General features: G+C 62.5%; 22 protein-coding genes. 21 read left to right on the forward strand and 1 reads right to left on the reverse strand.

Annotated elements, in window-relative coordinates; genetic code table 11:
* The first annotated feature begins 19 nt into the window (after nt 1-19).
* From alaS to nusB, 10 genes are all read left to right on the forward strand, one after another.
* Nucleotides 20-2698 (forward strand): alanine--tRNA ligase, encoded by a 2679-nt coding sequence (alaS, locus tag BLW08_RS06610; protein WP_090821675.1) that lies wholly within the window; start codon nt 20-22, stop codon nt 2696-2698.
* Nucleotides 2699-2700: 2 nt separating this feature from the next.
* Entirely contained in the window at nt 2701-3291 is a 591-nt protein-coding gene (gene ruvX / locus BLW08_RS06615; protein ID WP_091324019.1) for a Holliday junction resolvase RuvX, read from the forward strand.
* Nucleotides 3288-5066 carry an endolytic transglycosylase MltG gene (gene mltG / locus BLW08_RS06620; protein WP_091324021.1) on the forward strand — a complete coding sequence of 593 codons (1779 nt, stop codon included), beginning with the start codon at nt 3288-3290 and terminating at the stop codon, nt 5064-5066. Before ruvX ends, mltG begins: the two co-directional genes overlap by 4 nt.
* Nucleotides 5063-5917 (forward strand): shikimate dehydrogenase family protein, encoded by an 855-nt coding sequence (locus BLW08_RS06625; RefSeq protein WP_090821669.1) that lies wholly within the window; start codon nt 5063-5065, stop codon nt 5915-5917. The genes mltG and BLW08_RS06625 overlap by 4 nt, the downstream gene beginning before the upstream one ends.
* A 26-nt stretch (nt 5918-5943) precedes the next feature.
* Nucleotides 5944-7143 carry a chorismate synthase gene (aroC, locus tag BLW08_RS06630; protein WP_090821667.1) on the forward strand — a complete coding sequence of 400 codons (1200 nt, stop codon included), beginning with the start codon at nt 5944-5946 and terminating at the stop codon, nt 7141-7143.
* A 56-nt stretch (nt 7144-7199) separates the two neighbouring features.
* Nucleotides 7200-7709 carry a shikimate kinase gene (locus BLW08_RS06635; RefSeq protein WP_091324495.1) on the forward strand — a complete coding sequence of 170 codons (510 nt, stop codon included), beginning with the start codon at nt 7200-7202 and terminating at the stop codon, nt 7707-7709.
* Nucleotides 7706-8797, forward strand: a complete 1092-nt coding sequence (aroB, locus tag BLW08_RS06640; protein ID WP_091324023.1) for a 3-dehydroquinate synthase — start codon at nt 7706-7708, stop codon at nt 8795-8797. The genes BLW08_RS06635 and aroB overlap by 4 nt, the downstream gene beginning before the upstream one ends.
* Nucleotides 8794-9315, forward strand: a complete 522-nt coding sequence (locus BLW08_RS06645; RefSeq protein ID WP_090821663.1) for a tetratricopeptide repeat protein — start codon at nt 8794-8796, stop codon at nt 9313-9315. The genes aroB and BLW08_RS06645 overlap by 4 nt, the downstream gene beginning before the upstream one ends.
* 156 nt (nt 9316-9471) lie before the next feature.
* Nucleotides 9472-10035 carry an elongation factor P gene (gene efp / locus BLW08_RS06650; RefSeq protein ID WP_011774957.1) on the forward strand — a complete coding sequence of 188 codons (564 nt, stop codon included), beginning with the start codon at nt 9472-9474 and terminating at the stop codon, nt 10033-10035.
* Nucleotides 10035-10445: a transcription antitermination factor NusB gene (gene nusB / locus BLW08_RS06655; protein WP_011774956.1), complete on the forward strand. Its 411-nt coding sequence runs from the start codon at nt 10035-10037 to the stop codon at nt 10443-10445. Before efp ends, nusB begins: the two co-directional genes overlap by 1 nt.
* 91 nt (nt 10446-10536) lie before the next feature.
* On the opposite strand, the gene BLW08_RS06660 is transcribed toward nusB, so the two are convergent.
* On the reverse strand, nt 10537-11829 hold the full coding sequence (locus tag BLW08_RS06660; RefSeq protein WP_091324497.1) for a PrsW family intramembrane metalloprotease: 1293 nt from the start codon (nt 11827-11829) through the stop codon (nt 10537-10539).
* A 111-nt stretch (nt 11830-11940) separates the two neighbouring features.
* On the opposite strand from BLW08_RS06660, the gene pyrR reads away from it, so the two are divergent.
* The 11 genes from pyrR (at nt 11941) to coaBC (ending at nt 23375) form a co-directional block, all read left to right on the forward strand.
* Nucleotides 11941-12525, forward strand: a complete 585-nt coding sequence (pyrR, locus tag BLW08_RS06665) for a bifunctional pyr operon transcriptional regulator/uracil phosphoribosyltransferase PyrR (RefSeq protein WP_091324026.1) — start codon at nt 11941-11943, stop codon at nt 12523-12525.
* Entirely contained in the window at nt 12522-13529 is a 1008-nt protein-coding gene (locus BLW08_RS06670) for an aspartate carbamoyltransferase catalytic subunit (protein WP_090821659.1), read from the forward strand. The genes pyrR and BLW08_RS06670 overlap by 4 nt, the downstream gene beginning before the upstream one ends.
* Nucleotides 13529-14854: a dihydroorotase gene (locus BLW08_RS06675; protein WP_090821657.1), complete on the forward strand. Its 1326-nt coding sequence runs from the start codon at nt 13529-13531 to the stop codon at nt 14852-14854. The genes BLW08_RS06670 and BLW08_RS06675 overlap by 1 nt, the downstream gene beginning before the upstream one ends.
* Nucleotides 14854-15375, forward strand: coding sequence for a PH-like domain-containing protein (locus BLW08_RS06680; protein ID WP_090821655.1), 522 nt, complete (start codon nt 14854-14856; stop codon nt 15373-15375). Before BLW08_RS06675 ends, BLW08_RS06680 begins: the two co-directional genes overlap by 1 nt.
* A complete protein-coding gene (gene carA, locus BLW08_RS06685; protein WP_090821653.1) occupies nt 15356-16597 on the forward strand; it encodes a glutamine-hydrolyzing carbamoyl-phosphate synthase small subunit in 1242 nt (413 codons plus the stop codon). Before BLW08_RS06680 ends, carA begins: the two co-directional genes overlap by 20 nt.
* Complete coding sequence (carB, locus tag BLW08_RS06690) at nt 16597-19905, forward strand: carbamoyl-phosphate synthase large subunit (protein WP_091324030.1); 3309 nt, start codon at nt 16597-16599, stop codon at nt 19903-19905. The genes carA and carB overlap by 1 nt, the downstream gene beginning before the upstream one ends.
* A complete protein-coding gene (gene pyrF, locus BLW08_RS06695; RefSeq protein ID WP_091324032.1) occupies nt 19898-20773 on the forward strand; it encodes an orotidine-5'-phosphate decarboxylase in 876 nt (291 codons plus the stop codon). Before carB ends, pyrF begins: the two co-directional genes overlap by 8 nt.
* A gap of 97 nt (nt 20774-20870) precedes the next feature.
* Nucleotides 20871-21197 (forward strand): integration host factor, actinobacterial type, encoded by a 327-nt coding sequence (gene mihF / locus BLW08_RS06700; protein ID WP_090821647.1) that lies wholly within the window; start codon nt 20871-20873, stop codon nt 21195-21197.
* A gap of 21 nt (nt 21198-21218) precedes the next feature.
* Entirely contained in the window at nt 21219-21791 is a 573-nt protein-coding gene (gene gmk / locus BLW08_RS06705) for a guanylate kinase (protein WP_090821645.1), read from the forward strand.
* Between the two features lie 40 nt (nt 21792-21831).
* A complete protein-coding gene (rpoZ, locus tag BLW08_RS06710; protein WP_017197559.1) occupies nt 21832-22092 on the forward strand; it encodes a DNA-directed RNA polymerase subunit omega in 261 nt (86 codons plus the stop codon).
* A gap of 26 nt (nt 22093-22118) precedes the next feature.
* The gene (coaBC, locus tag BLW08_RS06715; RefSeq protein ID WP_091324035.1) at nt 22119-23375 is read left to right on the forward strand and encodes a bifunctional phosphopantothenoylcysteine decarboxylase/phosphopantothenate--cysteine ligase CoaBC; all 1257 of its coding nucleotides are present in this window, start codon (nt 22119-22121) and stop codon (nt 23373-23375) included.
* Nucleotides 23376-23442 lie beyond the last annotated feature (67 nt).

Raw genomic sequence — 23442 nt, forward strand, 5'->3', positions numbered from 1 at the left:
AAGGGTAAGTAATCAGCTAATGAAGTCGCAGGAGATCACCAAACGCTGGGTGGACTTTTTTGTCAGTAAGGGCCACACCGCCGTTCCTTCCGCGTCGCTCGTTTCCAGCGACCCGTCCCTTCTCTTCACTGTGGCCGGGATGGTGCCTTTCATTCCGTACCTGACCGCGCGCGAGGAGCCACCCTACAGCCGCGCCACGAGCGTCCAGAAGTGCATTCGCACCGGTGACATCGAGGAAGTTGGAAAGACGGCCCGCCACGGGACGTTCTTCCAGATGTGCGGAAACTTCTCTTTCGGGGACTACTTCAAGGAAGACGCCATCAAGTTCGCCTTCGAGTTGCTCACCAAGAGCGTTGACGACGGCGGCTATGGTCTTCCGGCTGAACGCCTCTGGGTGACGGTCTACGAAGAAGACGACGAAGCCAAAGAACTGTGGCTCAAGAACACCGGCATCCCGGCCGAACGCATCCAGCGCATGGGGAAGGCCGACAACTACTGGTCCACAGGACAGCCCGGACCTGCGGGGCCTTGCTCGGAGATCTACTATGACCGCGGCCCTGCCTATGGCATTGAGGGCGGCCCTCTCGCTGACGAGACCCGCTACATCGAAATCTGGAACCTCGTGTTCATGCAGTACCAGATCGAGAATGTTCGCTCCAAGGTGGACTTTGACATTGTGGGCGAACTACCGCAGAAGAACATCGACACCGGCCTGGGCATGGAGCGTCTTGCGATGATCCTCCAGGGTGTTGAAAACATGTACGAGACCGATCAGGTCCGTCCTGTGATCGATAAAGCCGCTGAATTGTCCGGCCGCGAGTACACCTCGGCCGAGTCCCCGGAAGACCCGCACCACACGGATGATGTCCGCATGCGCGTTGTCGGCGACCACATTCGTTCTGCCTTGATGCTCATTGCTGATGGCGTTGCGCCGTCCAATGAGGGCCGCGGGTATGTGCTCCGCCGCCTGATCCGCCGTGCCGTCCGCGCCATGCGCCTGCTGGGCGTCGAGAAAGCCTGCCTGCCCGATCTCCTGCCCGCCTCCCGTGATGCCATGAAGGGCGTCTACCCGGTGGTGGAGACTGACTTTGCCCGGATCAGCCGCATTGCTTATGCCGAAGAAAAGGCCTTCCTGCGCACGATTGCCTCCGGCACTGCGCGCTTGGAGGACGCTGTTGCCGAGTCGAAGGCTGCGGGGGTTCCGTTGTCCGGCGCCGATGCCTTCGCGCTGCACGACACCTACGGCTTCCCGATCGACCTGACCTTGGAAATGGCTGAAGAAGCCGGCCTCAAGGTGGACGAGGCCGGGTTCCGTTCACTCATGCTTGAGCAGCGGCAGCGCGCACAGGCTGACGCCAAGGGCAAAAAGGGTGGTCATGCTGACCTCAGCGCCTACCAGGAACTGCTGGGCAAGGGTGAGACCGTCTTCACGGGCTACGACGAGCTTGAAAGCGAAGCGAAGGTCCGTGGCATTGTCAGTGGCGGCCGGGCAGTAGCCCATGCTTCCACCGGTGACGAGATCGAACTCGTCCTGAACGAGACACCGTTCTATGCAGAAGCTGGTGGACAGTCTGCAGACACCGGCCTCATCACAGGCGACGGCTTCGTGGTGGAAGTACTGGACGTTCAGCGTCCCATCAAGGGCCTGAGCGTGCACAAGGCGATTGTTCGTGAGGGCGAAATCGGCTCCGATGCTTTGGTGCGCGCTGCAGTGGACCGTGAACGGCGCCACGCCGCGGAGCAGGCGCACACCGGTACGCACATCGTGCATGCCGCCCTGCACCAGATCCTGGGCCCTGAAGCTACCCAGCGTGGTTCCTACAACAAAGCGGGCTACCTGCGCTTCGACTTTGCCTGGGGCGAAGGCCTGAGCACTGCCACCCGCTCTGAAATCGAAGAGGTTTCCAACATCGCCATCCGGAACAACTTCCGGGTGGACACCAAGGTGATGGGACTGGCTGAGGCAAAGGCGCTGGGCGCTATGGCGCTGTTCGGAGAAAACTACGGCAGCGAAGTACGTGTCGTGGAGATCGACGGCGCATGGTCCCGTGAGTTGTGTGGTGGCACGCATGTGTCCAACACCTCGCTGATTGGCAGCCTATCCCTGCTGGGAGAGCAGTCTGTTGGCTCGGGAAACCGCCGTGTTGAAGCGTTCGTGGGCTTGGATGCCTTCCGCCACCTGGCCGCGGAGCGTGCCTTGGTGACTGAGCTCACCGAGCTCTTGAAGGTTCCGTCCGGACAGTTGGCGGACCGCATCTCCAGCACCCTGAACAAGCTCAAGGCAACGGAGAAGGAACTCGACCGCCTCCGCAAGGAGCAGCTCGCTGCGGCCGCCGCCAACCTGGTGGGCACCGCGAAGGATGCCGCTGGCGTGCGGGTTGTAGCCCACGACGCCGGTCAGGTGGGCGGGGCAGACGATCTGCGCAACCTTGCCCTGGATCTCCGCAGCCGCCTGGGCTCTGAAGCGGCCACCGTGGCAGTAGCCGGCGTCAGCAACGATCGTCCGGTGATCCTGATCGCTACGAACGAGGCCGCCCGTGAAGCCGGAGTCAAGGCCGGAATGTTGGTCCGCCTCGCGGCCGGTATCCTCGGCGGCGGCGGTGGTGGCAAGGACGATGTCGCCCAAGGCGGCGGCACCGACGCTGCGAAGGTCTCGGAGGCCCTCACAGCGGTGGTGGATGCGATAGCCAAGCGCTGACGGTGGCTGCGAGTACTAACAGTGGCGTCTACCCCCACGGAGTCAAGCTGGGGGTAGACGTCGGTACCGTCAGAGTGGGCCTGGCCATGTGTGATCCCGACGGAATCCTTGCCACGCCATTCAAGACCGTGGGCCGGGACGCCAAGAAGAACTCTGATGTCCGTGTTGTGGTCAAACACGCTTCGGAATTGCCGGCGGTCCAGATTTTCGTTGGCCTTCCACGCACCATGAAGGGCGAGGAACGCGCTTCCGCGGAAATGGCCATGACGTACGCCGAACTGCTGGCTGCCGAGCTGGTAAGGGCCGGTTTGGACATCCCCGTGAACCTCGTTGACGAGCGACTTTCAACTGTTACGGCACACCGCAACCTGCACGAAGCTGGCATGAGCAGCAGGAACCACCGTAAAGTGGTTGATCAGGTTGCTGCTGCTGGAATACTTCAGCACGCAATCGACATGCAAAAAGCCAGAGGAACGGACGTTGGCCGCCGAGTGCAGGCACCGGCGCAGTCCGAAAAACCCAGCAGTGCCCCAACGCTGCGGGCTGCCTCCGGCAATGAACCCGATTCTTCTACGAGGGGACTGCAACTGTGAGCCCGGTCAACAACGACCCCTCCAGCGGTACCGCCGGTGGCGGCATGCCGCTGACCCGCAAGGAGCTGCGGGCGCGGGAACGATTCCTCGCCACGCAGAACCACAACGTCGTACCCGTTCCCGAAGCGACTCCTGGGGAGACCGCCCCGCCAGCGGACGTTGAGCCCGAACTGCCCCGTCCCGTCCCCGCGGTTCCGGCGGCCTCGGCAGCTCCTCCGCCACCAGCGGTCCCGCCTGTGCCTGTGTCCCAGCCAACGGCTGCCGACAACCCTGCTGCTGAAGCCCGTCCGGCAGCCACAACTCCACCCGTTCCGGCAGCAGAGCCCGTGAATGCTGCTGAATCAGTTTCCGCGGAATCGAACCAAGACCCAGCCCCTTCCGTTGAACCCCAGGTGGAAGACAGTCAGGATGACTTAGTTAACCTCACTGAATCGCAACAGCAGGACCATGATGTCCGCCAGGACCAGCTCCCCGTTCATGACGCAGACCAGCACGCGGATGATGTTCGTGTACATGCATTCAGCGGTGATCCAGAACATCTGAACCATGGGCAGGCGGACATCCAGCACGCCGACGCGGCCGTCCATGAATACGCAGGGCACGATGCCCACCACGTCTTCGACGCCCATGGTGACCTCCACGCCGAGCATCATCTCGACGATCATCACCACGATCTGCTCCTCCCCGTTGAGCCAACGGTGTCGAAGGCAGCGGCGAAGAAGGCGCGCCGCCGCCGTCGTGTTGTCGCCCTCCTGATCACCCTCGGTGTCTTCGTAGCCGCCATTGCCATCGGAGCCCAATTCCTGAAGCCCCTGCTGGGGATGGACAAGGTGACCGACTACCCGGGCCCGGGCACGGGATCTGTGGTCATTACAGTGGCGGAGGGTTCCGGGCCGAAGATTGTGGCCACCGCCCTGGTGGAGAACAAAGTGGTGGCCGACGCCGATGCCTTCGTGAAAGAGTTCATGAAGGAAGGCGCAGAGTTGTCTCCGGGCGAATTCACGTTCCGCACGGAAATGAAGAACTCAGACGCCGTGGCGGTCCTGGCGAACAAGGACGCATCGAAGGTCATGTACTTTGCCCTGAGCGCGGGCTTACGCATCAATGAGTCGTTGGAAGCTATCTCCAAGGGCTCGGGTATCTCCATGGAGCAACTCAACGCGTTTAACCAGGCGCCTGCACAATTTGGGGTCCCGGCCAAGGCCAAGAACCTGGAAGGCTTCCTGGCTCCCGGAGAGTACCGTTTTGAGCTGGGTACGCCGGCCAAGGACATCATCCAGAAGCTGGTCTCAACCACACTGGACGAGCTCAAGTCCCAGGGCATCACTGATCCCGCCAAGCAGTACGACACCGTGACAATTGCCAGTATTGTCCAGGCAGAGGGTGGGCAGGCGGACTACGGAAACGTGGCCGGTGCCATCTACAACAGGCTGAAGCCCAACAACGTCGAAACCAGTGGCCTTATCCAATCGGATGCCACCGTGACCTACGGTTTGGGCAAGAAATCCTTCCACCTCACGGAGGAAGAAAAGGCTGACAAGTCCAACACGTACAACACGTATGCAAATGTCGGGCTCCCGGCCGGCCCCATTGGTTCACCTGGCAAGACTGCCATCGATGCCGCCGCCAAGCCCACGCAAAATGACTACCTCTACTGGGTGACCATCAACCTGGATACCAAGGAGACCAAGTTCTCCAAGACCCTGGCTGAGCACAACACTTACGTTGAGCAGTACAACGCGTGGTGCCAGGCAAATGCTGGACGGTGTGTGTGAGTCGTCGTGCCGCAGTCCTGGGGCATCCGATCTCGCATTCGAAGTCCCCGGCCTTGCACACAGCCGCCTACGCCAAGCTTGGTGTCGACATTGACTACTCGGCGATTGACGTCACCGTCGAGGCGCTCCCGTCCTTCATGAACTCGCTGCGTGGCGATGACACATGGTGTGGCCTCTCGGTGACCATGCCGCTGAAATCGGCCATGGTCCGTGAAGTGGACGAGGTCCGAGGCGCAGGCGCCCACCTGGGGGTCATCAACACTGTTGTTTTTGAGCACGACGGCGGATTGGTGCGTCGTGTGGGCTACAACACCGACGTCGCCGGGATCGTCGAGTCGGTCAGGTATGCCGGAGTGGTTTCCACGCCCCATGCCGCCATTCTTGGTGGCGGCGGTACCTCGGCAGCCGCCGTGGCTGCCGTGCACGAACTCGGTGCCGGCCACGTCGATGTTTTTGTTCGCGACGCGGGACGGGCCGGCGACGCGGAAGCTGCTGCTGCCGCCGTCGGAATTTCCCTGACCGTCCGGCCGCTCACACAAGCAGCCACGGCCATTGCTGGTACAGACTTGGTGATTTCCACCTTCCCACCGCGCGCAGCGGATGCTGTGGCGGAAGAGCTCGCCGCGCTCCCCGGAACGGGCGCAGGGGTCCTGCTGGATGTCGCTTATGATCCTTGGCCCAGCCGCCTCGCGGACGTGTGGCACGGGCACGGGGGAGCGGTGGTACCTGGGCTTGAGATGCTGATGTACCAAGCGGCGGAGCAGATCAGGCGCTTCAGCGGCTGTGACGTTGATGCCGCCGTCATAGATGTGATGTGCGACTCAGTCGGGCTTCCCCGGCGAGTGTTCTAGAGGCCTTACATGGCAGGATTGGTTATATGTTGCGTTGGTTGACTGCCGGTGAATCCCACGGTCCGGCTCTGATCGGAATTGTTGAAGGCGTGCCTGCCGGTGTTGAACTCACCAGCGGGCAGATTCGCGACGCCCTGGCGCGTCGCCGCCTGGGCTATGGGCGGGGAGCCCGCATGAAGTTTGAGCAGGACGAGGTCACCATTATGGGCGGCGTCCGCCATGGACTGACCCAAGGCGGGCCAGTGGCCATCCAGGTTGGTAACACTGAGTGGCCCAAGTGGGAGCAGATCATGTCTGCGGATCCCGTGGATCCGGAAGTCCTCGCCGATCAAGCGCGCAATGCCCCCTTGACGCGTCCCCGTCCCGGGCACGCCGACTTCACGGGTATGCAGAAGTACGGTTTCGACGAAGCCCGACCGGTTCTTGAGCGTGCCAGTGCCCGCGAGACCGCCACCCGCGTGGCACTTGGTACCGTTGCTGCCCAATTCCTGAAGCAGTTGGGCATCGAGTTGGTAAGCCACACCGTGTCCATTGCCAGCGTGACTGTTCCTGAGGGCCGGCCGCTGCCGCTGCCGCAGGACGTCCTGGCACTGGACGCTGACCCTCTCCGCTGTTTCGACCGCGAAACGTCGGACGCTATGGTGTCCGAGGTTGACGCTGCCCACAAAGAAGGCGAAACCCTCGGTGGAGTTGTTGAGGTCCTCGCCTATGGTCTGCCGCCCGGACTGGGTAGCTACGTGCACTGGGATCGTCGGCTCGACTCACGGTTGGCTGCGGCACTGATGGGCATCCAGGCCATTAAGGGTGTGGAAGTCGGTGACGGTTTCCTGACAGCTGCCCGCCGCGGTTCTGCCGCCCATGATGAGATCGTCAAGGACGGGAATGGCAGGATCGTTCGCCAGACCAACAGGGCCGGTGGCATCGAAGGTGGCATGAGCATCGGTGAAGTTCTGCGGGTTCGCGCTGCCATGAAGCCGATCGCCACCGTTCCGCGTGCTCTGCGCACCATCGACGTGAGCACCGGTGAGCCGGCCAAGGCCCACCACCAGCGTTCAGATGTGTGTGCGGTGCCCGCCGCCGGCGTCGTTGCCGAGGCCATGGTTGCCCTGGTCCTGGCCGAGGCTGTTGCCGAGAAGTTCGGTGGAGACTCCGTCGCCGAGACCCAGCGAAACCTGCAGAGCTACCTCGACAACATCCCTGCCACCCTGGACTCGGTCGGCCGGTAGTGGTCCGCCCTGTTCAGGATGGCTGTCCCGGCCGTCCCGTTGTTCTGGTGGGGCCCATGGCTGTTGGCAAGTCGGCAATTGGCCAGCAGCTGGCACAGCAGCTGGGTCTTCCCTTTGTTGACACCGACGCGGTGGTTGTCGCTGCGCACGGCAGCATCGCGGATATCTTCGCGGGCCGGGGAGAGCATGCGTTCCGCGAGATTGAAGCGCGGGCCGTCGCCAAGTCCATCGAATCTGCCACGTTGAGCCCAGCGATTATTTCGCTGGGCGGAGGCGCGGTCCTTGACTCGGGCACCCAGCAACTGCTGGGGGAGTGCACTGTGGTTTACCTTGAGTGTGACGCGGAGACGGTGGCAGATCGAATAGCCCGCAATACCGGCAGGCCTTTGCTGCAGGGCGACGCCATGACCCGTTGGGAAGCGTTGTTTGCCACCAGGCGTCCTGTCTACGAGCGACTCGCGGATATCGTCATGGACGTCCGTTCAGGATCCGTCGCGGAAATCGGCCTCCAGTTGGAGGAGCGGCTGCGCCAGTATGCAGCCTTGAAAGAGGAAGTTGAAAAGTGAGCAACGAAGCAACTGTCATCAAGGTGACCGGCCAGTCAGTTAACGAAAACTACGACGTCGTGGTGGGCCGTGGCCTTCTGGACACCCTTCCCGCCAAACTTGGTGAACGTGTGCGGCGCGTTTTGGTTATCCACCCCCGTGCCCTGCGTTTGACCGGTGATACCGTCCGCGCCGAGCTCGAGGCCGCTGGTTTTACCGCACTTACGGCTGAGATTCCGGATGCCGAAGAGGGCAAGCACATTCAGGTGGCGGCGTTTTGCTGGCAGGTGCTTGGTCAGAACGACTTCACCCGCTCTGACGCCATTGTGGCCGTTGGAGGCGGTGCGGTGACCGACCTCGCCGGTTTTGTGGCAGCCACGTGGCTCCGTGGCGTCAAGGTCATCCACATGCCCACCAGCCTGCTGGGCATGGTGGATGCCTCTGTTGGCGGTAAGACCGGAATTAATACCGCAGAGGGGAAGAACCTCGTGGGTTCCTTCCACCCGCCTGCTGCCGTGCTGGTAGATCTGGATACCCTCCAGACGTTGCCCAAGAACGAGTTGATTTCCGGCATGGCCGAGGTCATCAAGTGCGGGTTCATTGCCGACCCCGTGATCCTGGAGCTGGTTGAGCAGAACACCCACGCCGTCATGGACGCCGGCTCGGATGTGGTCCGCGAACTGATCGAGCGTGCCATCTCCGTTAAGGCGGAAGTAGTGTCCAAGGACCTCAAGGAGTCCGGTCTTCGCGAGATCCTGAATTACGGCCATACGCTGGGCCACGCCATCGAGTTGGTGGAACGCTACTCCTGGCGCCACGGCGCGGCCGTCTCCGTGGGAATGATGTTTGCTGCTGAGTTGTCCCGCAGTGTTGGGCGGTTGTCCGACGCTGACGCCGATCGCCACCGCACCATCCTGGAGGGCTTGGGACTGCCGGTCACCTACCGTCGTGACCGCTGGCAGGGTTTGCTTGACGGCATGCGCCGGGACAAGAAATCCCGCGGTGACCTTCTTCGCTTCGTTGTCCTTGATGGTGTGGCGAAGCCGGGCATCCTTGACGTGCCTGACACCTCCCTTCTGTTTGCCGCCTATCAGGAGATCGCATCATGACGATCACCCTGCGGGAAGGCGTCAGCGACTGGCCGACAGCAGGCTTTCCCGGAGTTCGAATGAATCCGGACACGTTGCTGCCCGTGGTGGTCAACGAGGACGTCATGGAGACTGCTCTGGCGGCTTCCGAGGACCCTGCTGATCGCATTATGGCGCTCCTGCTGGAAAACCAGCCCAAGGAAGCGGCGGAGCTGTTGGCTGAAGCTCGTTACAAAGATCCTGAGTCGTTCCGTCTCCGGATCTTCGAAGCAGAGGTGCACCGGGCCACAAACCGGTTGGACCGTGCGGTTCAGCTGTTCCGGCACTTGCTCCATGAAGTTCAGGGGAGTTCCAAGGAAGCAATCGTCCGCCAGTATCTGGGCCGTGCCTATTTTGTGAGTGGCAACCCGCTGGCAGCTTCCGAAGAGTTCGCCAGGGCACTGGACTTGCGGGTGGCCATGGCAGCCGATGCGGCGCTGATCTACTCTTCTGCGGTAGCCCTGCAGCGTGCCCGCAACGTGCTTGAAATGGCTTCCTGAACGCCGCTGAAATCACCGTTCGCAAGGCTCCGGGCTATTTACCGGTAGAATGGTTCTTGGATTTTTGATAAATACGAGCTGGCGGGCCGTTTGGCATGCCTGCTTGGCATAGACGAACTGGCAGCTTGAACCAGTGAGAGAAACCTGAGGATACGAGTGGCAACCACAAACGACATCAAGAACGGGACCGTACTGAAGCTCGAGGGCCAGCTCTGGAACATCATCGAGTTCCAGCACGTCAAGCCGGGCAAGGGCGGCGCGTTCGTCCGCACCAAGATGCGCAATGTTATGTCCGGCAAGGTAGTCGATAAGACATTCAACGCCGGCCTCAAGATCGAGACCGCCACGGTTGACCGCCGTGATTACCAGTACCTGTACCAGGACGGTGAAGACTTTGTCTTCATGGACACCCAGGACTACGACCAAATCACCGTCTCCGGCGCCACTGTTGGCGATGCCACCAACTTCATGCTTGAGAACCAGATGGTCAACATCGCCATCCACGAGGGCACCCCGCTGTACATCGAGTTGCCGCCGAGCGTCGTGCTCGAAATCACCTACACCGAGCCGGGCCTCCAGGGTGACCGCTCCTCGGCAGGAACCAAGCCGGCCACCGTTGAAACCGGTTACGAGATCCAGGTTCCGCTGTTCGTTGAGCAGGGCACCAAGGTCAAGGTCGACACCCGTGATGGCAGCTACCTGGGCCGGGTCAACGACTAGTGAGCGCCCGCGGTAAAGCCCGTAGCAGGGCACTGGAAGTACTTTTCGAGGCAGAGCAACGCTCCGTTTCGGCTTTTGACGCGATGACAGCGCGCCGGGAGAAGACCGACCTGGTCATCAACCCCTACACGGTGGAAATCGTGGAAGGCGTTGTTTCCATGCAGGCAACCATTGATGAGTTCCTGCAGACGTACGCCCAGGGCTGGACGTTGGAGCGGATGCCGTCGGTAGACCGCATCATCCTTCGGATTGGTGCTTGGGAGCTTCTTTACAATGATGAAGTTCCGGACGGCGTGGCAGTGAGCGAAGCTGTGGCCCTCGCCAAGACCATGTCCACGGACGAGTCGCCGGCCTTCATCAACGGACTGCTTGGCCGGCTTCAGAAGCTCAAGCCGTCTTTGCTGGCCTAGGCAACTGCCTCCGCCCGGCATGACATCAAAGGACCCGCTGACAGGAAACTGTCACCGCGGGTCCTTTTGTGTTCAAGGCGGGTCCTTTGCGTTAGTGCAGCACAGCTGCCCGTAGTCCTGGAATGGCGCGGAGGGCTTCCAGTTCATCGTGCTGATGAACCTGGACATCCCGGCCACTGAGAATTCGCTGACGCGTGAATGCCAATGTTGTGGCCCCTCTGATGAAGGCCTTCATCTGCTGCCCGCGCGCCCGGGATGAAGCCCAGCGAAGAGCCTGCCGCCGGCCCCTGGATGTGGCCAGCATTTCCACTTCGGCAGGCGTGAACCAACCCGCCCGGGCGTACTCCATGAGCCGCTGGCGCGTGAGCTTGCCTTCAGCGACCCGCAGCAAGATGATGCCCACGGCCGCTACCAGGAAAATCGGCACCTGGACCACAAAGTACGCCGCCAGGAAATCCTGGCCCATGCTGTTCCAGCGATTGTGCAGGAACATGGCGGGCAGCAAACCAATGAAGAATGCCAGCACCGCATATCCCGGGTGCCACTTCCTGGCTGCGAAACCCATGACCAGGCCGGTCGTCCCCGTGAAGATGGCATGCGCGAAAGGCGACATGACGCCGCGGAGGATGAAAATGCGTACCAGGTCCGTGCCGGGATCCGTGGACGATGCGATTTCGCGTCCGAAGTAGAGGATGTTTTCCGTGAACGCGAATCCGGCGGCAATGGTGAACGCGAACACGACCCCATCCACAGGACCGTCAAAATATTTCCGGGCTGCCAGGACCAGCACCAGCAACCCCAGTGACTTGGTGAATTCCTCCACGATGGGGGCCTGGACCGTTGCCATGAAGTAGGTAAATGCTTCTTCGCTGCTTGTAGGCGCAGCGAGTGCGAAGAGTGGCTGGATCAGGAGTGTCCCGGCAATGGACACAGCAGCACCCCAGGTGAAAGCGAACCAGAGGAGCCGTTTGGGCTCGGGTTCCCAGCGATCAATGAGGCGTACCGTCAGCAGCACCACGGACAGGGGGATGAGGGAGGCGATGAAGCCGATCACGAAGCCTGTAATTCCAGTGTTGCCCAGCAGGAACGGGACCACCAGAAGGAGGCTGGCAATGGCCAACACCGCGCCTGTGATGACCAAAGGGAGTGTCCCCATTGACCGGCGTACCGGGACCGGAGGGATGGCCCAGCTTTGCTGGGGGAGCGACGTCGGATTCCCCGGAGCGGGCTGGTAGTTGCCGGGCAGGACGCGGCCAATCCATGTGGGATTGGCTGAGGGTTCCAGATAGGGCCGCGGATAGGGTTGTCCGCCGGGCTGCCCATGAGGGTTCGAGGTCATGGGCAAGAGCCTATTCCACCCGTGGGAATGTGAGCTTAAACTCACGCCAAGGTTGCCGCCGGGCGTGAGGCGGGAAAGTGCTGCTGTGGTAGCTTTGAAAAGCAAATATTCCTTTTTTAATTCCGTCCCGTGAGGCGGGGAAAGGGGAGACGAGCGATGACTGAAGTCACTTCAGCGCACATGCCGTCGCGGGTTGTCCTCAACCAGGCAGACATTGATCGTGCGCTCACTCGTATCGCCCACGAGATCCTCGAAGCCAACAAAGGCTCCCAGGACCTGGTTCTTCTGGGCATTCCCAGCCGTGGCTATCCCTTGGCCGTGCGGCTTGCCAACAAAATCGCAGCAGCTGATCCCACGGTCAACGCCCAGGCGATCGTTGGCCAACTGGATGTCACGATGTTCCGTGACGATCTTTCCCACCAGCCCACCCGGCCGCCGCGTCACACCCGGCTTCCGTTGTCAGGCATCGACAATAAAGTTGTTGTCCTGATCGACGACGTCCTCTACTCGGGGCGCACTATCCGCGCCGCTTTGGACGCGCTGGTGGACCTCGGCCGCCCCAGGATTGTCCGTTTGGCCGTCCTGGTGGACAGGGGCCACCGCGAGCTTCCGATCCGTGCTGACCATGTGGGCAAGAACCTGCCCACCTCGTCCTCTGAGAAGGTCCGTGTCCACCTCGAGGAAATCGACGCCATGGATGGTGTGCCCGTCAACGAGGTAGTTATCGAGGCCGGCAAGTGAAGCACCTCCTTTCTACAGAAAACCTCAGCGCCTTTGACGCCATTCGGGTTCTGGACACCGCTGAAGAGATGTCCGCGGTAGGCGAGCGTGAAGTGAAGAAGCTGCCCGCACTACGGGGTCGGACCGTGGTGAACCTCTTCTTTGAGGATTCCACCCGCACCCGGATCTCCTTCGAAGCCGCAGCCAAGCGCCTCTCAGCCGACGTGATTAACTTCGCAGCCAAGGGCTCCTCGGTTTCCAAGGGTGAGTCGCTCAAGGATACGGCGCAAACACTGGCCGCCATGGGGGCGGATGCAGTGGTCATCCGCCACTGGGCCTCGGGTGCTCCGCACCGCCTGGCCGCCACGGACTGGATCGATGCGGCAGTCATCAACGCCGGCGACGGTACCCACGAACATCCCACGCAGGCACTTCTGGACGCTTTCACCATGCGCCGGCATTGGGCGCAGCTCAGGGGAACTGCTTCCACGGGGGCGGACCTCAAGGGCATGCGGGTAGCGATCGCGGGCGACGTCCTGCACTCACGCGTTGCCCGCTCGAACGTCTGGTTGCTGAAGACCCTCGGGGCAGAGGTCACCTTGGTGGCGCCACCCACATTGCTGCCTATCGGCGTCGAGCACTGGCCCTGCAAGGTCAGCTACAACCTGGACCAGACTCTTGAGGCCGGCATCGATGCCATGATGATGCTGCGTGTCCAGGGTGAGCGCATGAACGCTTCATTCTTCCCCTCAACCCGCGAGTATTCGCGACGCTGGGGATTCGACGACGCCCGGCTCCGTGCGTTGGACGAGCTCGGCATGAAGGACACCATCATCATGCACCCGGGTCCCATGAACAGGGGCCTGGAAATTTCGTCGGCCGCCGCAGATTCGCCGCGTTCCACTGTGCTTGCCCAAGTGCGAAACGGCGTTTCGGTCCGCATGGCCGCCCTCTATCTGCTGCTCTCCGGGGACTCCCGCGAAGCCGCCCCGAATGCAATCCAGTCCAGCAAGGAGACCAACTGATGGCAGAGAACACCTACCTGATTCGTGGGGCAGCCATCCTCGGCGGCGACGCTGAAGACCTGTTGATCCGCGACGGAATCATCGAAGCACGTGGTAAGGACCTCTCCGGCGAGGGCGCCACCGTCATTGACGCCCAGGGCCTGGTTGCCCTTCCCGGAATGGTTGACGTCCACACACACCTGCGCGAACCCGGCCGCGAAGACGCAGAGACCGTGGAGACCGGTACCCGCGCTGCAGCGTTGGGCGGCTTCACCGCTGTCCACGCGATGGCCAACAGCAACCCGGTGGCAGACACCGCAGGCGTCGTTGAGCAGGTCCACAGCCTGGGCCGCGCATCCGGCTGGGTGGATGTACGCCCTGTTGGTGCAGTCACCGTAGGTTTGGCCGGGGAACAACTGGCAGAGCTGGGCGCCATGGCGGATTCCCGCGCCCAGGTCCGGATGTTCTCCGATGACGGCATCTGCGTTCACGATCCCGTCATCATGCGCCGCGCCCTGGAATACGTGAAAGCGTTCGACGGCGTGGTGGCCCAGCACGCGCAGGAACCCCGCCTGACGGCCGGGGCACAGATGAACGAAGGCGCTGTCTCTGCAGTGCTCGGGCTGACAGGATGGCCGGCTGTTGCTGAGGAAAGCATCATTGCCCGCGACGTCCTGCTGGCACAGCATGTTGGTTCCCGCCTGCACGTCTGCCATGTGTCCACGGCCGGATCCGTGGAGATTGTGCGCTGGGCCAAGGCTCGAGGTATCAACGTCACTGCCGAGGTAACCCCACACCACCTGCTCTTGACCGACGAACTGGTCCGCAGCTACGACCCCGTGTACAAGGTCAATCCGCCGCTGCGCACGGACGCCGACGTGCAAGCACTGCGCGCGGGCCTTGCGGATGGCACCATCGATGTTGTTGGCACGGACCACGCCCCGCATCCCAGCGAGCACAAGGAATGCGAATGGGCGCAGGCAGCCATGGGTATGACGGGACTCGAAACCGCCCTCTCCGTGGTCCAGGAGACCATGATCGAGACCGGCCTCATGACGTGGGCCGACTTCGCGAGGGTTACATCCTTCACGCCAGCTGTCATCGGCCGCGTTGCTGACCAGGGCCGCCCGTTGGAGGTTGGCGAACCTGCGAACGTCATCCTGGTGGACCCGGCTGCGCGTTGGACCGTTGACCCGCATAAAATGGCAACCATGGGCCGCAATTCACCGTTCAAGGGCAAGGAGCTGCCCGGATCCGTGGTGGCGACCTTCTTCAAGGGCCACCCCACGGTCCTCAATGGTCAGCTCAACACGCCTTACAGGTACCCGGCAGTCAGCAGCAACTAATGGACAACCAAACACTGACCGTGCTCATCACGGTGCCGTTGATCGTCGTCGTCCTGGCGATGATCTGGTTGGGATGGCGGAACCGGCTGAGGCGACAAGCCGACCTCGGACGCCTCCCCGCGGTTCCGGAGCAGCTGACCCCGGCCACCGTGGTGGCAGATGGCCAGTATGTGGCCACCACCACGGCCGGCGACTGGCTGGACCGGATCGCGGTCCAGGGCCTTGGCATCCGGACAAATGCGGAACTGAGCATCCACGCTGAAGGCGTGCTGTTCGACCGGTCCGGTGCCGCCCCGGTGTTCATCCCCAGCGCAGCCCTGGCCGACAGCCGTGAGTCAAACGGGATGGCTGGGAAGTTCGTCGAGAAAGACGGTCTCCTGGTCATCAGTTGGAAGCTTGGCGCCAGGGAGCTCGACACTGGATTCAGGTCCAGGCACGCAGCCGACAAGCACCTCCTCCTCGAAGCCCTCCAGGAATTGATCTCCGCAGCCCCTCAGGCAGATGCCGATAGTGGAAAGTAATAAAGTGACGGATAGTACAGCAGCCACCACACCCACCCCCTCAGCAGCAGTGCTGGTGCTCGAAGACGGCCGCATGTTCCGCGGCCGCAGCTACGGAGCCCAGGGAACCGCCCTGGGTGAGGCCGTCTTCGCCACCGGCATGACCGGCTACCAGGAGACCATCACGGACCCCTCCTACGCCCGGCAACTGGTAGTCCAGACGGCTCCGCACATCGGCAACACAGGCGTCAACAGCGAGGACGCTGAATCCCGCCGCATCTGGGTGGCCGGGTACATCGTGCGCGACGCTGCCCGACGCCCCTCCAACTGGCGCTCCGAACGCAGCCTCGATGACGAACTGGTGGAGCAGGGAATCGTCGGTATCCAGGGCGTAGACACCCGCGCCATCACCCGCCACCTGCGCGAGCACAAAACCATGCGTGCAGGCATCTTCTCGGGTGACGCCGCGCAGGCTACCGACAAGGAACTGCTGGACACCGTCCTGGCCAGTGCCCCCATGGAAGGTGCAGCCCTCGCCGAGGAAGTCTCCATCGATGAGGCCTACGTCGTGGAACCCAAGGACCACGGCTGGGAGGGCGAACCGCGCTTCTCCATCGCAGCTGTTGACCTGGGCATCAAGGCCATGACACCGGTGCGCTTTGCAGAGCGCGGCGTCCGGGTTCATGTCCTGCCGGCCACGTCCACGCTGGAGGACGTCAACGCCGTCAACCCGGATGGCTTCTTCATGTCCAACGGACCTGGCGACCCCGCCACGGCGGACCACCAAGTGTCGTTGTTGCGTTCAGTTCTGGACGAGAAGCTGCCCTACTTCGGCATCTGCTTCGGCAACCAGATCCTGGGCCGCGCCCTTGGCTTCGGCACGTACAAGCTCCGTTACGGCCACCGTGGCATCAACCAGCCGGTGATGGACCGCCGCACCGGCAAGGTTGAAATCACGTCACAGAACCACGGCTTCGCCGTTGATGCTCCGATGAACGGTGCCACCGTGGCACCGGAGGAGCGTTACGGTCGCGTGGAAGTCAGCCACGTTTCGTTGAATGACGACGTCGTTGAGGGGCTAGCGTGCCTCGACATCCCGGCGTTCTCGGTCCAGTACCACCCTGAGGCCGCGGCAGGTCCACACGATGCCGCCTACCTCTTCGACCGCTTCATCGATCTCATGGCTGAGACGAAGTCCGGCGCTGCCACCACCACCGACTCCAAGACTGAGGACAAGAAGTAATGCCCAAGCGTACAGATCTCAAGAGCGTCCTTGTCATCGGTTCCGGCCCCATCGTCATCGGCCAGGCTGCCGAGTTCGACTACTCCGGTACCCAGGCGCTGCGTGTCCTCAAGGAGGAAGGCCTGCGGGTCATCCTCGTAAACTCCAACCCGGCTACCATCATGACGGACCCTGAGTTCGCCGATGCCACCTACGTTGAGCCCATCACTCCCGAGGTGGTGGAAAAGATCATCGCCAAGGAGCGTCCGGACGCCATCCTGCCCACCCTGGGAGGCCAGACGGCGCTGAACACGGCCATCGCGCTGGACAAGAACGGCGTGCTGGAGAAGTACAACGTGGAACTCATTGGTGCGAACATCGCTGCCATTGAGCTTGGCGAGGACCGCGAAAAGTTCAAGGGCGTCGTTGAGCGTTGCGGTGCTGAATCTGCCCGCAGCCACATCATCCACACCATGGACGAGGCCTTTGCTGCTGCGGAAGACCTCGGCTACCCGATGGTCGTCCGACCGTCCTTCACCATGGGTGGACTGGGCTCCGGCTTGGCCTACAACGAGGACGACCTTCGCCGCATCGTCGGCCAAGGCCTCCAGTACAGCCCCACCACCGAGGTCCTGCTCGAAGAGAGCATCCTCGGCTGGAAGGAATACGAGCTCGAGATGATGCGCGACAAGAACGACAACGTCGTTGTTGTGTGTTCCATCGAGAACTTCGATCCCGTGGGTGTCCACACCGGCGACTCCATCACGGTTGCTCCTGCCCTGACTCTGACCGACCGTGAGTACCAGAAATTGCGCGACGTCTCCATTGCCGTGATCCGTGAAGTTGGCGTGGACACCGGTGGTTGCAACATCCAGTTCGCCATCGACCCCGCCACTGGTCGGGTGGTGGTCATCGAAATGAACCCGCGAGTCTCCCGTTCCTCCGCCCTGGCATCCAAGGCCACCGGCTTCGCCATCGCCAAGATCGCCACCAAGCTCTCACTTGGCTACACGCTGGACGAGATCCCCAACGACATCACGCTGAAGACGCCGGCCTCGTTCGAGCCGACACTCGACTACGTTGTGGTCAAGGTTCCCCGCTTCGCCTTCGAGAAGTTCCCGGCAGCAGACAACACGCTGACCACCACCATGAAATCGGTGGGCGAGGCCATGGCCATGGGCCGCAACTTCACCGAAGCCCTGCAAAAGGCCCTGCGCTCCCTGGAGCAGAAGGGGTCCCAGCTGGACTTCAGCTCCGTGCCCGAATACGAGGTTGCTGAGCTCATCGAGAAGGCCAAGCGTCCCACCACGGACCGCCTGCACCAGGTGCAGCGTGCAATGCTGGGTGGCGCCAGCGTCGAGGACCTCTTCGAAGCCACCAAGATCGATCCCTGGTTCCTGGACCAGCTGCAGCTGCTCAACGAAACCGCGCAGGAGATCCGCAAGGCGGGCGTACTCACTGAGGAAATGCTGCGCAACGCCAAGCGCCACGGCTTCTCCGACGAGCAGATCGGTGCCTTGACGCACAACAACGAGGCTGTGGTTCGTGGCGTCCGCCAGGCCCTGGGTATTCGCCCGGTCTACAAGACGGTGGACACCTGTGCCGCAGAGTTCGCCGCCTACACGCCGTACCACTACTCCTCCTATGACGAGGAAGACGAGGTAGGCCTGCACTCCAAGCCCTCCGTCATCATCCTCGGCTCGGGCCCCAACCGCATTGGCCAGGGCATTGAGTTCGACTACTCCTGCGTGCACGCCTCCATGGCACTGCGCAAAGCCGGCTATGAGACCGTCATGGTCAACTGCAACCCTGAAACCGTCTCCACGGACTACGACGTTTCCACGCGCCTGTACTTCGAGCCGCTGACTCTTGAGGATGTCCTCGAAGTCATCGCCGCTGAAGAGCGTACTGGCGGCGTCATGGGCGTGTTCGTGCAGCTGGGAGGCCAGACTCCGCTGAAGTTGGCCCAGCAGCTCGCCGACGCCGGCGTTCCCATCCTGGGCACGTCCCCCGAAGCGATCGACCTCGCTGAGCACCGTGGCGCGTTTGCCCGCGTGCTGGATGAAGCCGGCCTGACCTCCCCGAAGAACGGCACCGCCGTATCCTTCGAGGACGCCAAGAAGATCGCTGACGAGATCGGCTACCCGGTTCTGGTGCGTCCGTCCTACGTCCTGGGCGGCCGTGGCATGGAGATCGTCTACGACGAAGCCAACCTGTCCCGCTACATTGCCAACGCCACGGAAATCACCCCGGACCACCCGGTGCTGATCGACCGTTTCCTTGAAGACGCCGTCGAAATCGACGTCGACGCGCTCTTCGACGGCACCGACATGTACCTTGGCGGCATCATGGAGCACATTGAGGAGGCCGGTATCCACTCCGGTGACTCCGCGTGTGTCCTTCCCCCCATCACCCTCGGCAACAACGTGATCGAGCGCGTGCGCACCGCAACCCGTGCCATCGCCGAAGGTGTGGGCGTCCGCGGTCTCATCAACATCCAGTTCGCCTTGGCTTCCGACGTCCTGTACGTCCTGGAAGCCAACCCGCGGGCATCCCGCACTGTTCCGTTCGTTTCCAAGGCAACGGGCGTGCAGATGGCGAAGGCTGCCGCGCTGATCGGTACCGGTGTCACCATCAACCAGCTCCGCAGCGCCTACAAGATGTTGCCGGAGACCGGTGACGGTTCCACGCTGCCTTTGGATGCACCGGTTGCCGTAAAGGAAGCCGTCCTGCCGTTCAGCCGGTTCCGCACACCGGAGGGCAAGGTCGTAGACTCCCTGCTCGGTCCGGAAATGCGTTCCACCGGTGAGGTCATGGGTATCGACAAGCACTTCGATACCGCTTTCGCGAAAAGCCAGGCAGCTGCCAACAATGCGCTGCCCACCGAAGGCAAGATCTTCGTCTCCGTGGCGAACCGCGACAAGCGCTCCGTGATCATGGGCGTCAAGCGGCTCTCTGACCTCGGATTCGAAATCGTCTCCACCGGCGGTACTGCAGACGTTCTGCGCCGCAACGGCATCCAGGCGACTCCGGTGCGCAAGGTGGCTGAGGGCAGCAGCGCCGAAGGTGAGGGCACCATTGCGGACCTCGTCATTGCGGGCGAGATCGACATGGTCTTCAACACCCCTTCCGGTGGTGAAGCCCGCAGCGACGGGTACGAGCTCCGCGCTGCAGCAACGTCCATCGGTATTCCCTGCATCACCACGGTTGCCGAGTTCAACGCCGCCGTTCAGGCCATTGAGGCGCTTCGCACCTACGAATGGTCGGTGACAAGCCTGCAGGAGCACGCAGCCAACCTGGCTGCCGCTGTGGAAGCTGCGCATGCCTGAGTCCGCCGCAACGCAACAAGGGCAGCAGCCGGTCCGGGAGTCTTTCGGCTCCCGGCTGGCTGCGGCCATGGCCACCCGCGGCCCGCTGTGCGTCGGCATCGACCCGCACCCGCAGTTGTTGGCGCAGTGGGGATTGAACGACGACGCCGCCGGGCTGGAGCGCTTCTCGTTGACCGTCGTGGAGGCTGTGGCTTCCCTGGCTGCAGCGGTGAAGCCGCAGGTGGCACTGTACGAGCGACACGGATCAGCAGGAATGGCTGTCCTGGAGCGAACGTTGGCTGCGTCCACGGATGCCGGTGTACTCAGCATCGCCGATGCCAAGCGTGGGGACATTGGCTCCACGATGGCTGCCTACGCCGACGCCTGGATGCGTGATGGTTCCTCCTTGGCCGCAGACTCTGTGACGTTGAGCCCATACCTTGGCTTTGAGTCGCTGCGTCCTGCGCTGGACCTCGCGGCCCAGTACGGCAGGGGAGTTTTCGTCCTTGCACTGACGTCCAATCCGGAAGGAAAGTCAGTCCAGCATGTTGGCGGAAGCGATTCGGTTGCCCGCCGGATTGTCGCAGCAGCCGCCGCGGAGAACCAGCGCTACGACGGCGTCCTTGGTTCGGTTGGGCTGGTAGTGGGCGCAACCATCGGTTCTGCGCTTGAGGAGCTGGCGATTGATCTTGGGCCTGTCCGCGGGGCCATCCTGGCTCCGGGCCTTGGCGCCCAGGGTGCTACGCCGGCTGATCTCCGCGCGACCTTTGGAGACGCGTACTCCAGCGTGCTGGCCACGTCCAGCCGCGGGATTTTGGTGGCCGGACCTGACGTTTCCGCGCTGCGCGCCGCAACCGAGGAGACACTGGACGGGCTTCGCGGGGAGTAAGTTGCCAACCCGCATTGCGCAAGCGGACTCCTGCCGGTAGGTTCAGGATCAGTCCGCGTGATCTGGATCACAATCTCGATCTGACAGGGGTTTGGCAGTGGGCCTTAAAGAGCTGACACCGCAGGAACGTTCCGATGCCCTCGAAAAGGCTGCCAAGGCACGGGCCGTGCGTGCCGCAGCCAAGGAAAGGCTCAAGCGCGGTGAGGTGAGCATTGCGGAGTTGATCTCCTCGGGCACCACTGACGAGGCGATCGCGCGCATGCGGGTGGTGGAACTGTTGGAGGCCCTGCCGGGCATTGGACCCGTCAGGGCGGCCGGGATCATGGCAGAGATTGGCATTGCCGGATCCCGGCGGATCCGGGGGCTGGGAATTCACCAGGCCCGGGCGCTGGTAGATTTTATGGATACCCAGCAAAGCATTTGACGCATCTCCCCGAAGGAATCCGTGAGCAAGAATCCTGGACTGACTGTCCTTGCAGGCCCCACTGCCGTTGGCAAGGGAACCGTATCAACGTACATCAGGGACAACTATCCAGAGGTTTGGCTCTCAGTCTCCGCCACCACCCGGGCGGCCCGTCCTGGTGAAGAGGATGGCGTCCACTACTTCTTCAAATCTGCGGAGGAGTTTGACTCGCTGATCGCCCAGGGCGAGCTCCTGGAGTGGGCGGTGGTGCACGGCCACAACCGCTACGGCACGCTCCGCAGTACGGTCAATGCCGCCATCGCCGAGGGCAAGTCCGTTCTTCTGGAGATCGACCTCCAGGGCGCGCGCCAGGTCAAGGCTGCTGTCCCTGACGCAAACTTTGTGTTCCTTGCCCCGCCCAGCTGGGATGAAATGGTCCGCCGCCTGGTGGGGCGTGGCACCGAAACGCCGGAGGAACAGCAGCGCAGGCTGGAAACCGCTAAACTGGAACTTGCTGCTGAACCGGAGTTTGACCACACCGTCATCAATGACGACGTTCGCCGGGCAGCGGACGAGCTTGTTTCACTCATGGGGCTTACCCCGCACGAGCGCTAAAGCGCTTGCAATTGTTGGCCCGCTAGAATTTGGAGAATTCGTGTCCACGAACCTTGAAGGCATCATCAACCCGCCGATCGATTCGCTGCTTGAGGCTGCCGATTCCAAGTACGGCCTGGTCATCTTCGGTGCCAAGCGTGCCCGTCAGATCAACGCCTACTACGCACAGCTGCACGAGGGCCTGTTTGAGTACGTCGGTCCGTTGGTCGACACCAAGCTGAACGAGAAGTCGCTCTCGATCGCCCTCCGCGAGATCAACGAAGGCCTCCTGGTCTCCACGCCGATCGAGCCCGCAGAATAAGCAGACTGCCTGTTGACGGAGGTCACGTGCGCATAGTCCTCGGAGTCGGGGGAGGGATCGCAGCCTATAAGGTTGCATCGCTCCTCCGGCTTTTTACTGAAGCCGGTCACAAGGTGACGGTCATCCCCACAGAAGCGGCAACCCGCTTCGTTGGGGTGGCCACCTGGGAAGCACTCTCGGGGAATCCGGTGAGCAACAGCGTCTTTGACGACGTGGAGAAGGTCAATCATGTCCGCTTGGGGCATGAGGCTGACCTGATCGTGGTTGCCCCGGCCACTGCCGATCTCCTGGCCAAAGCAGCAACCGGGCAAGCGGGCGACCTCCTCACCAACACACTCCTGATGGCCCACGGGCCGGTGCTCTTCGCTCCGGCGATGCACACTGAAATGTGGCAGCACGCCGCCACCCAGGCCAACGTGGAGACGCTGCGCAGCCGAGGCGTGACTGTGCTTGAACCAGCGTCCGGTCGCCTCACCGGTTCTGACTCCGGTCCGGGCCGGCTGCCCGAGCCGGAAGCAATCTATGCCGCCGCCATGGCGCTGGCAGAGGTTGCCGTGGACGGCGAGCCGAAGGCGTCGCCCGCCGCCTACACCCCCTTGGCTGGTCGGAAGGTCACGATTTCCGCCGGTGGGACCCGGGAAGCCCTGGACCCTGTGCGCTTCCTCGGTAACCGTTCTTCGGGCAAGCAAGGTACAGCACTGGCCGCGGCTGCACTGGCCGCCGGAGCAACGGTCCGGTTCCTGGCCGCGCATATGGACGTCGAGCCGCCTGCCGGCGTCGAGCTCATCCGCGTTGAATCAGCTTTGGAACTGCGGGAAGCGGCGCTGAAAGCTGCGGTGGATTCCGACGTCGTCATCATGGCCGCTGCTGTGGCGGACTTCCGCCCGGCAGAGATTTCGGACACGAAGATCAAAAAGGTGGACGGCGAGGATGCGCCGGTGGTGCGGCTGGTCCGGAACCCGGACATCCTTCACGAGTTGGTTGAGCGACGGAACGCCGAAGGCGGTCAGCAGCTGATTGTTGGATTCGCCGCCGAAACGGGCGACGCGCAGGGCGATGTCCTTGAGCACGCCACGGCCAAGCTCAAACGCAAGGGCTGCGATCTGCTGGTGGTTAACCAGGTGGGCGTTGGCCGCGTCTTCGGCCAGGATGAGAACTCTGTGGTCATTCTGTCCGGCCACGGTGCCGAGCCGCAGTCGGCCGCTGGCTCAAAGGCTGACGTTGCTGCTGCCGTGGTGGACCGGGTGGGCGCCGAGCTCGCACGGGTCTTCCCGGCCTTGTAACCGATCCCACACCCGAATTCTTAGCATAGGGACACACGGCAGATGCCGCCGTCCCGCAACCCAGTAA

Origin of the sequence: Arthrobacter sp. cf158 (assembly GCF_900106835.1) — a bacterium.
In the GTDB taxonomy this organism is placed as follows: Bacteria; Actinomycetota; Actinomycetes; order Actinomycetales; family Micrococcaceae; genus Arthrobacter.

Bases quoted from the DNA above. Each gene is read 5' to 3' on its own strand.
- alaS (WP_090821675.1), top strand. From the start codon at position 20: ATGAAGTCGCAGGAGATCACCAAACGCTGGGTGGACTTTTTTGTCAGT.
- aroC (WP_090821667.1), top strand. From the start codon at position 5,944: ATGTTGCGTTGGTTGACTGCCGGTGAATCCCACGGTCCGGCTCTGATC.
- BLW08_RS06635 (WP_091324495.1), top strand. From the start codon at position 7,200: ATGGCTGTTGGCAAGTCGGCAATTGGCCAGCAGCTGGCACAGCAGCTG.
- BLW08_RS06645 (WP_090821663.1), top strand. From the start codon at position 8,794: ATGACGATCACCCTGCGGGAAGGCGTCAGCGACTGGCCGACAGCAGGC.
- pyrR (WP_091324026.1), top strand. From the start codon at position 11,941: ATGACTGAAGTCACTTCAGCGCACATGCCGTCGCGGGTTGTCCTCAAC.
- BLW08_RS06675 (WP_090821657.1), top strand. From the start codon at position 13,529: ATGGCAGAGAACACCTACCTGATTCGTGGGGCAGCCATCCTCGGCGGC.
- BLW08_RS06680 (WP_090821655.1), top strand. From the start codon at position 14,854: ATGGACAACCAAACACTGACCGTGCTCATCACGGTGCCGTTGATCGTC.
- carA (WP_090821653.1), top strand. From the start codon at position 15,356: ATGCCGATAGTGGAAAGTAATAAAGTGACGGATAGTACAGCAGCCACC.
- carB (WP_091324030.1), top strand. From the start codon at position 16,597: ATGCCCAAGCGTACAGATCTCAAGAGCGTCCTTGTCATCGGTTCCGGC.
- pyrF (WP_091324032.1), top strand. From the start codon at position 19,898: ATGCCTGAGTCCGCCGCAACGCAACAAGGGCAGCAGCCGGTCCGGGAG.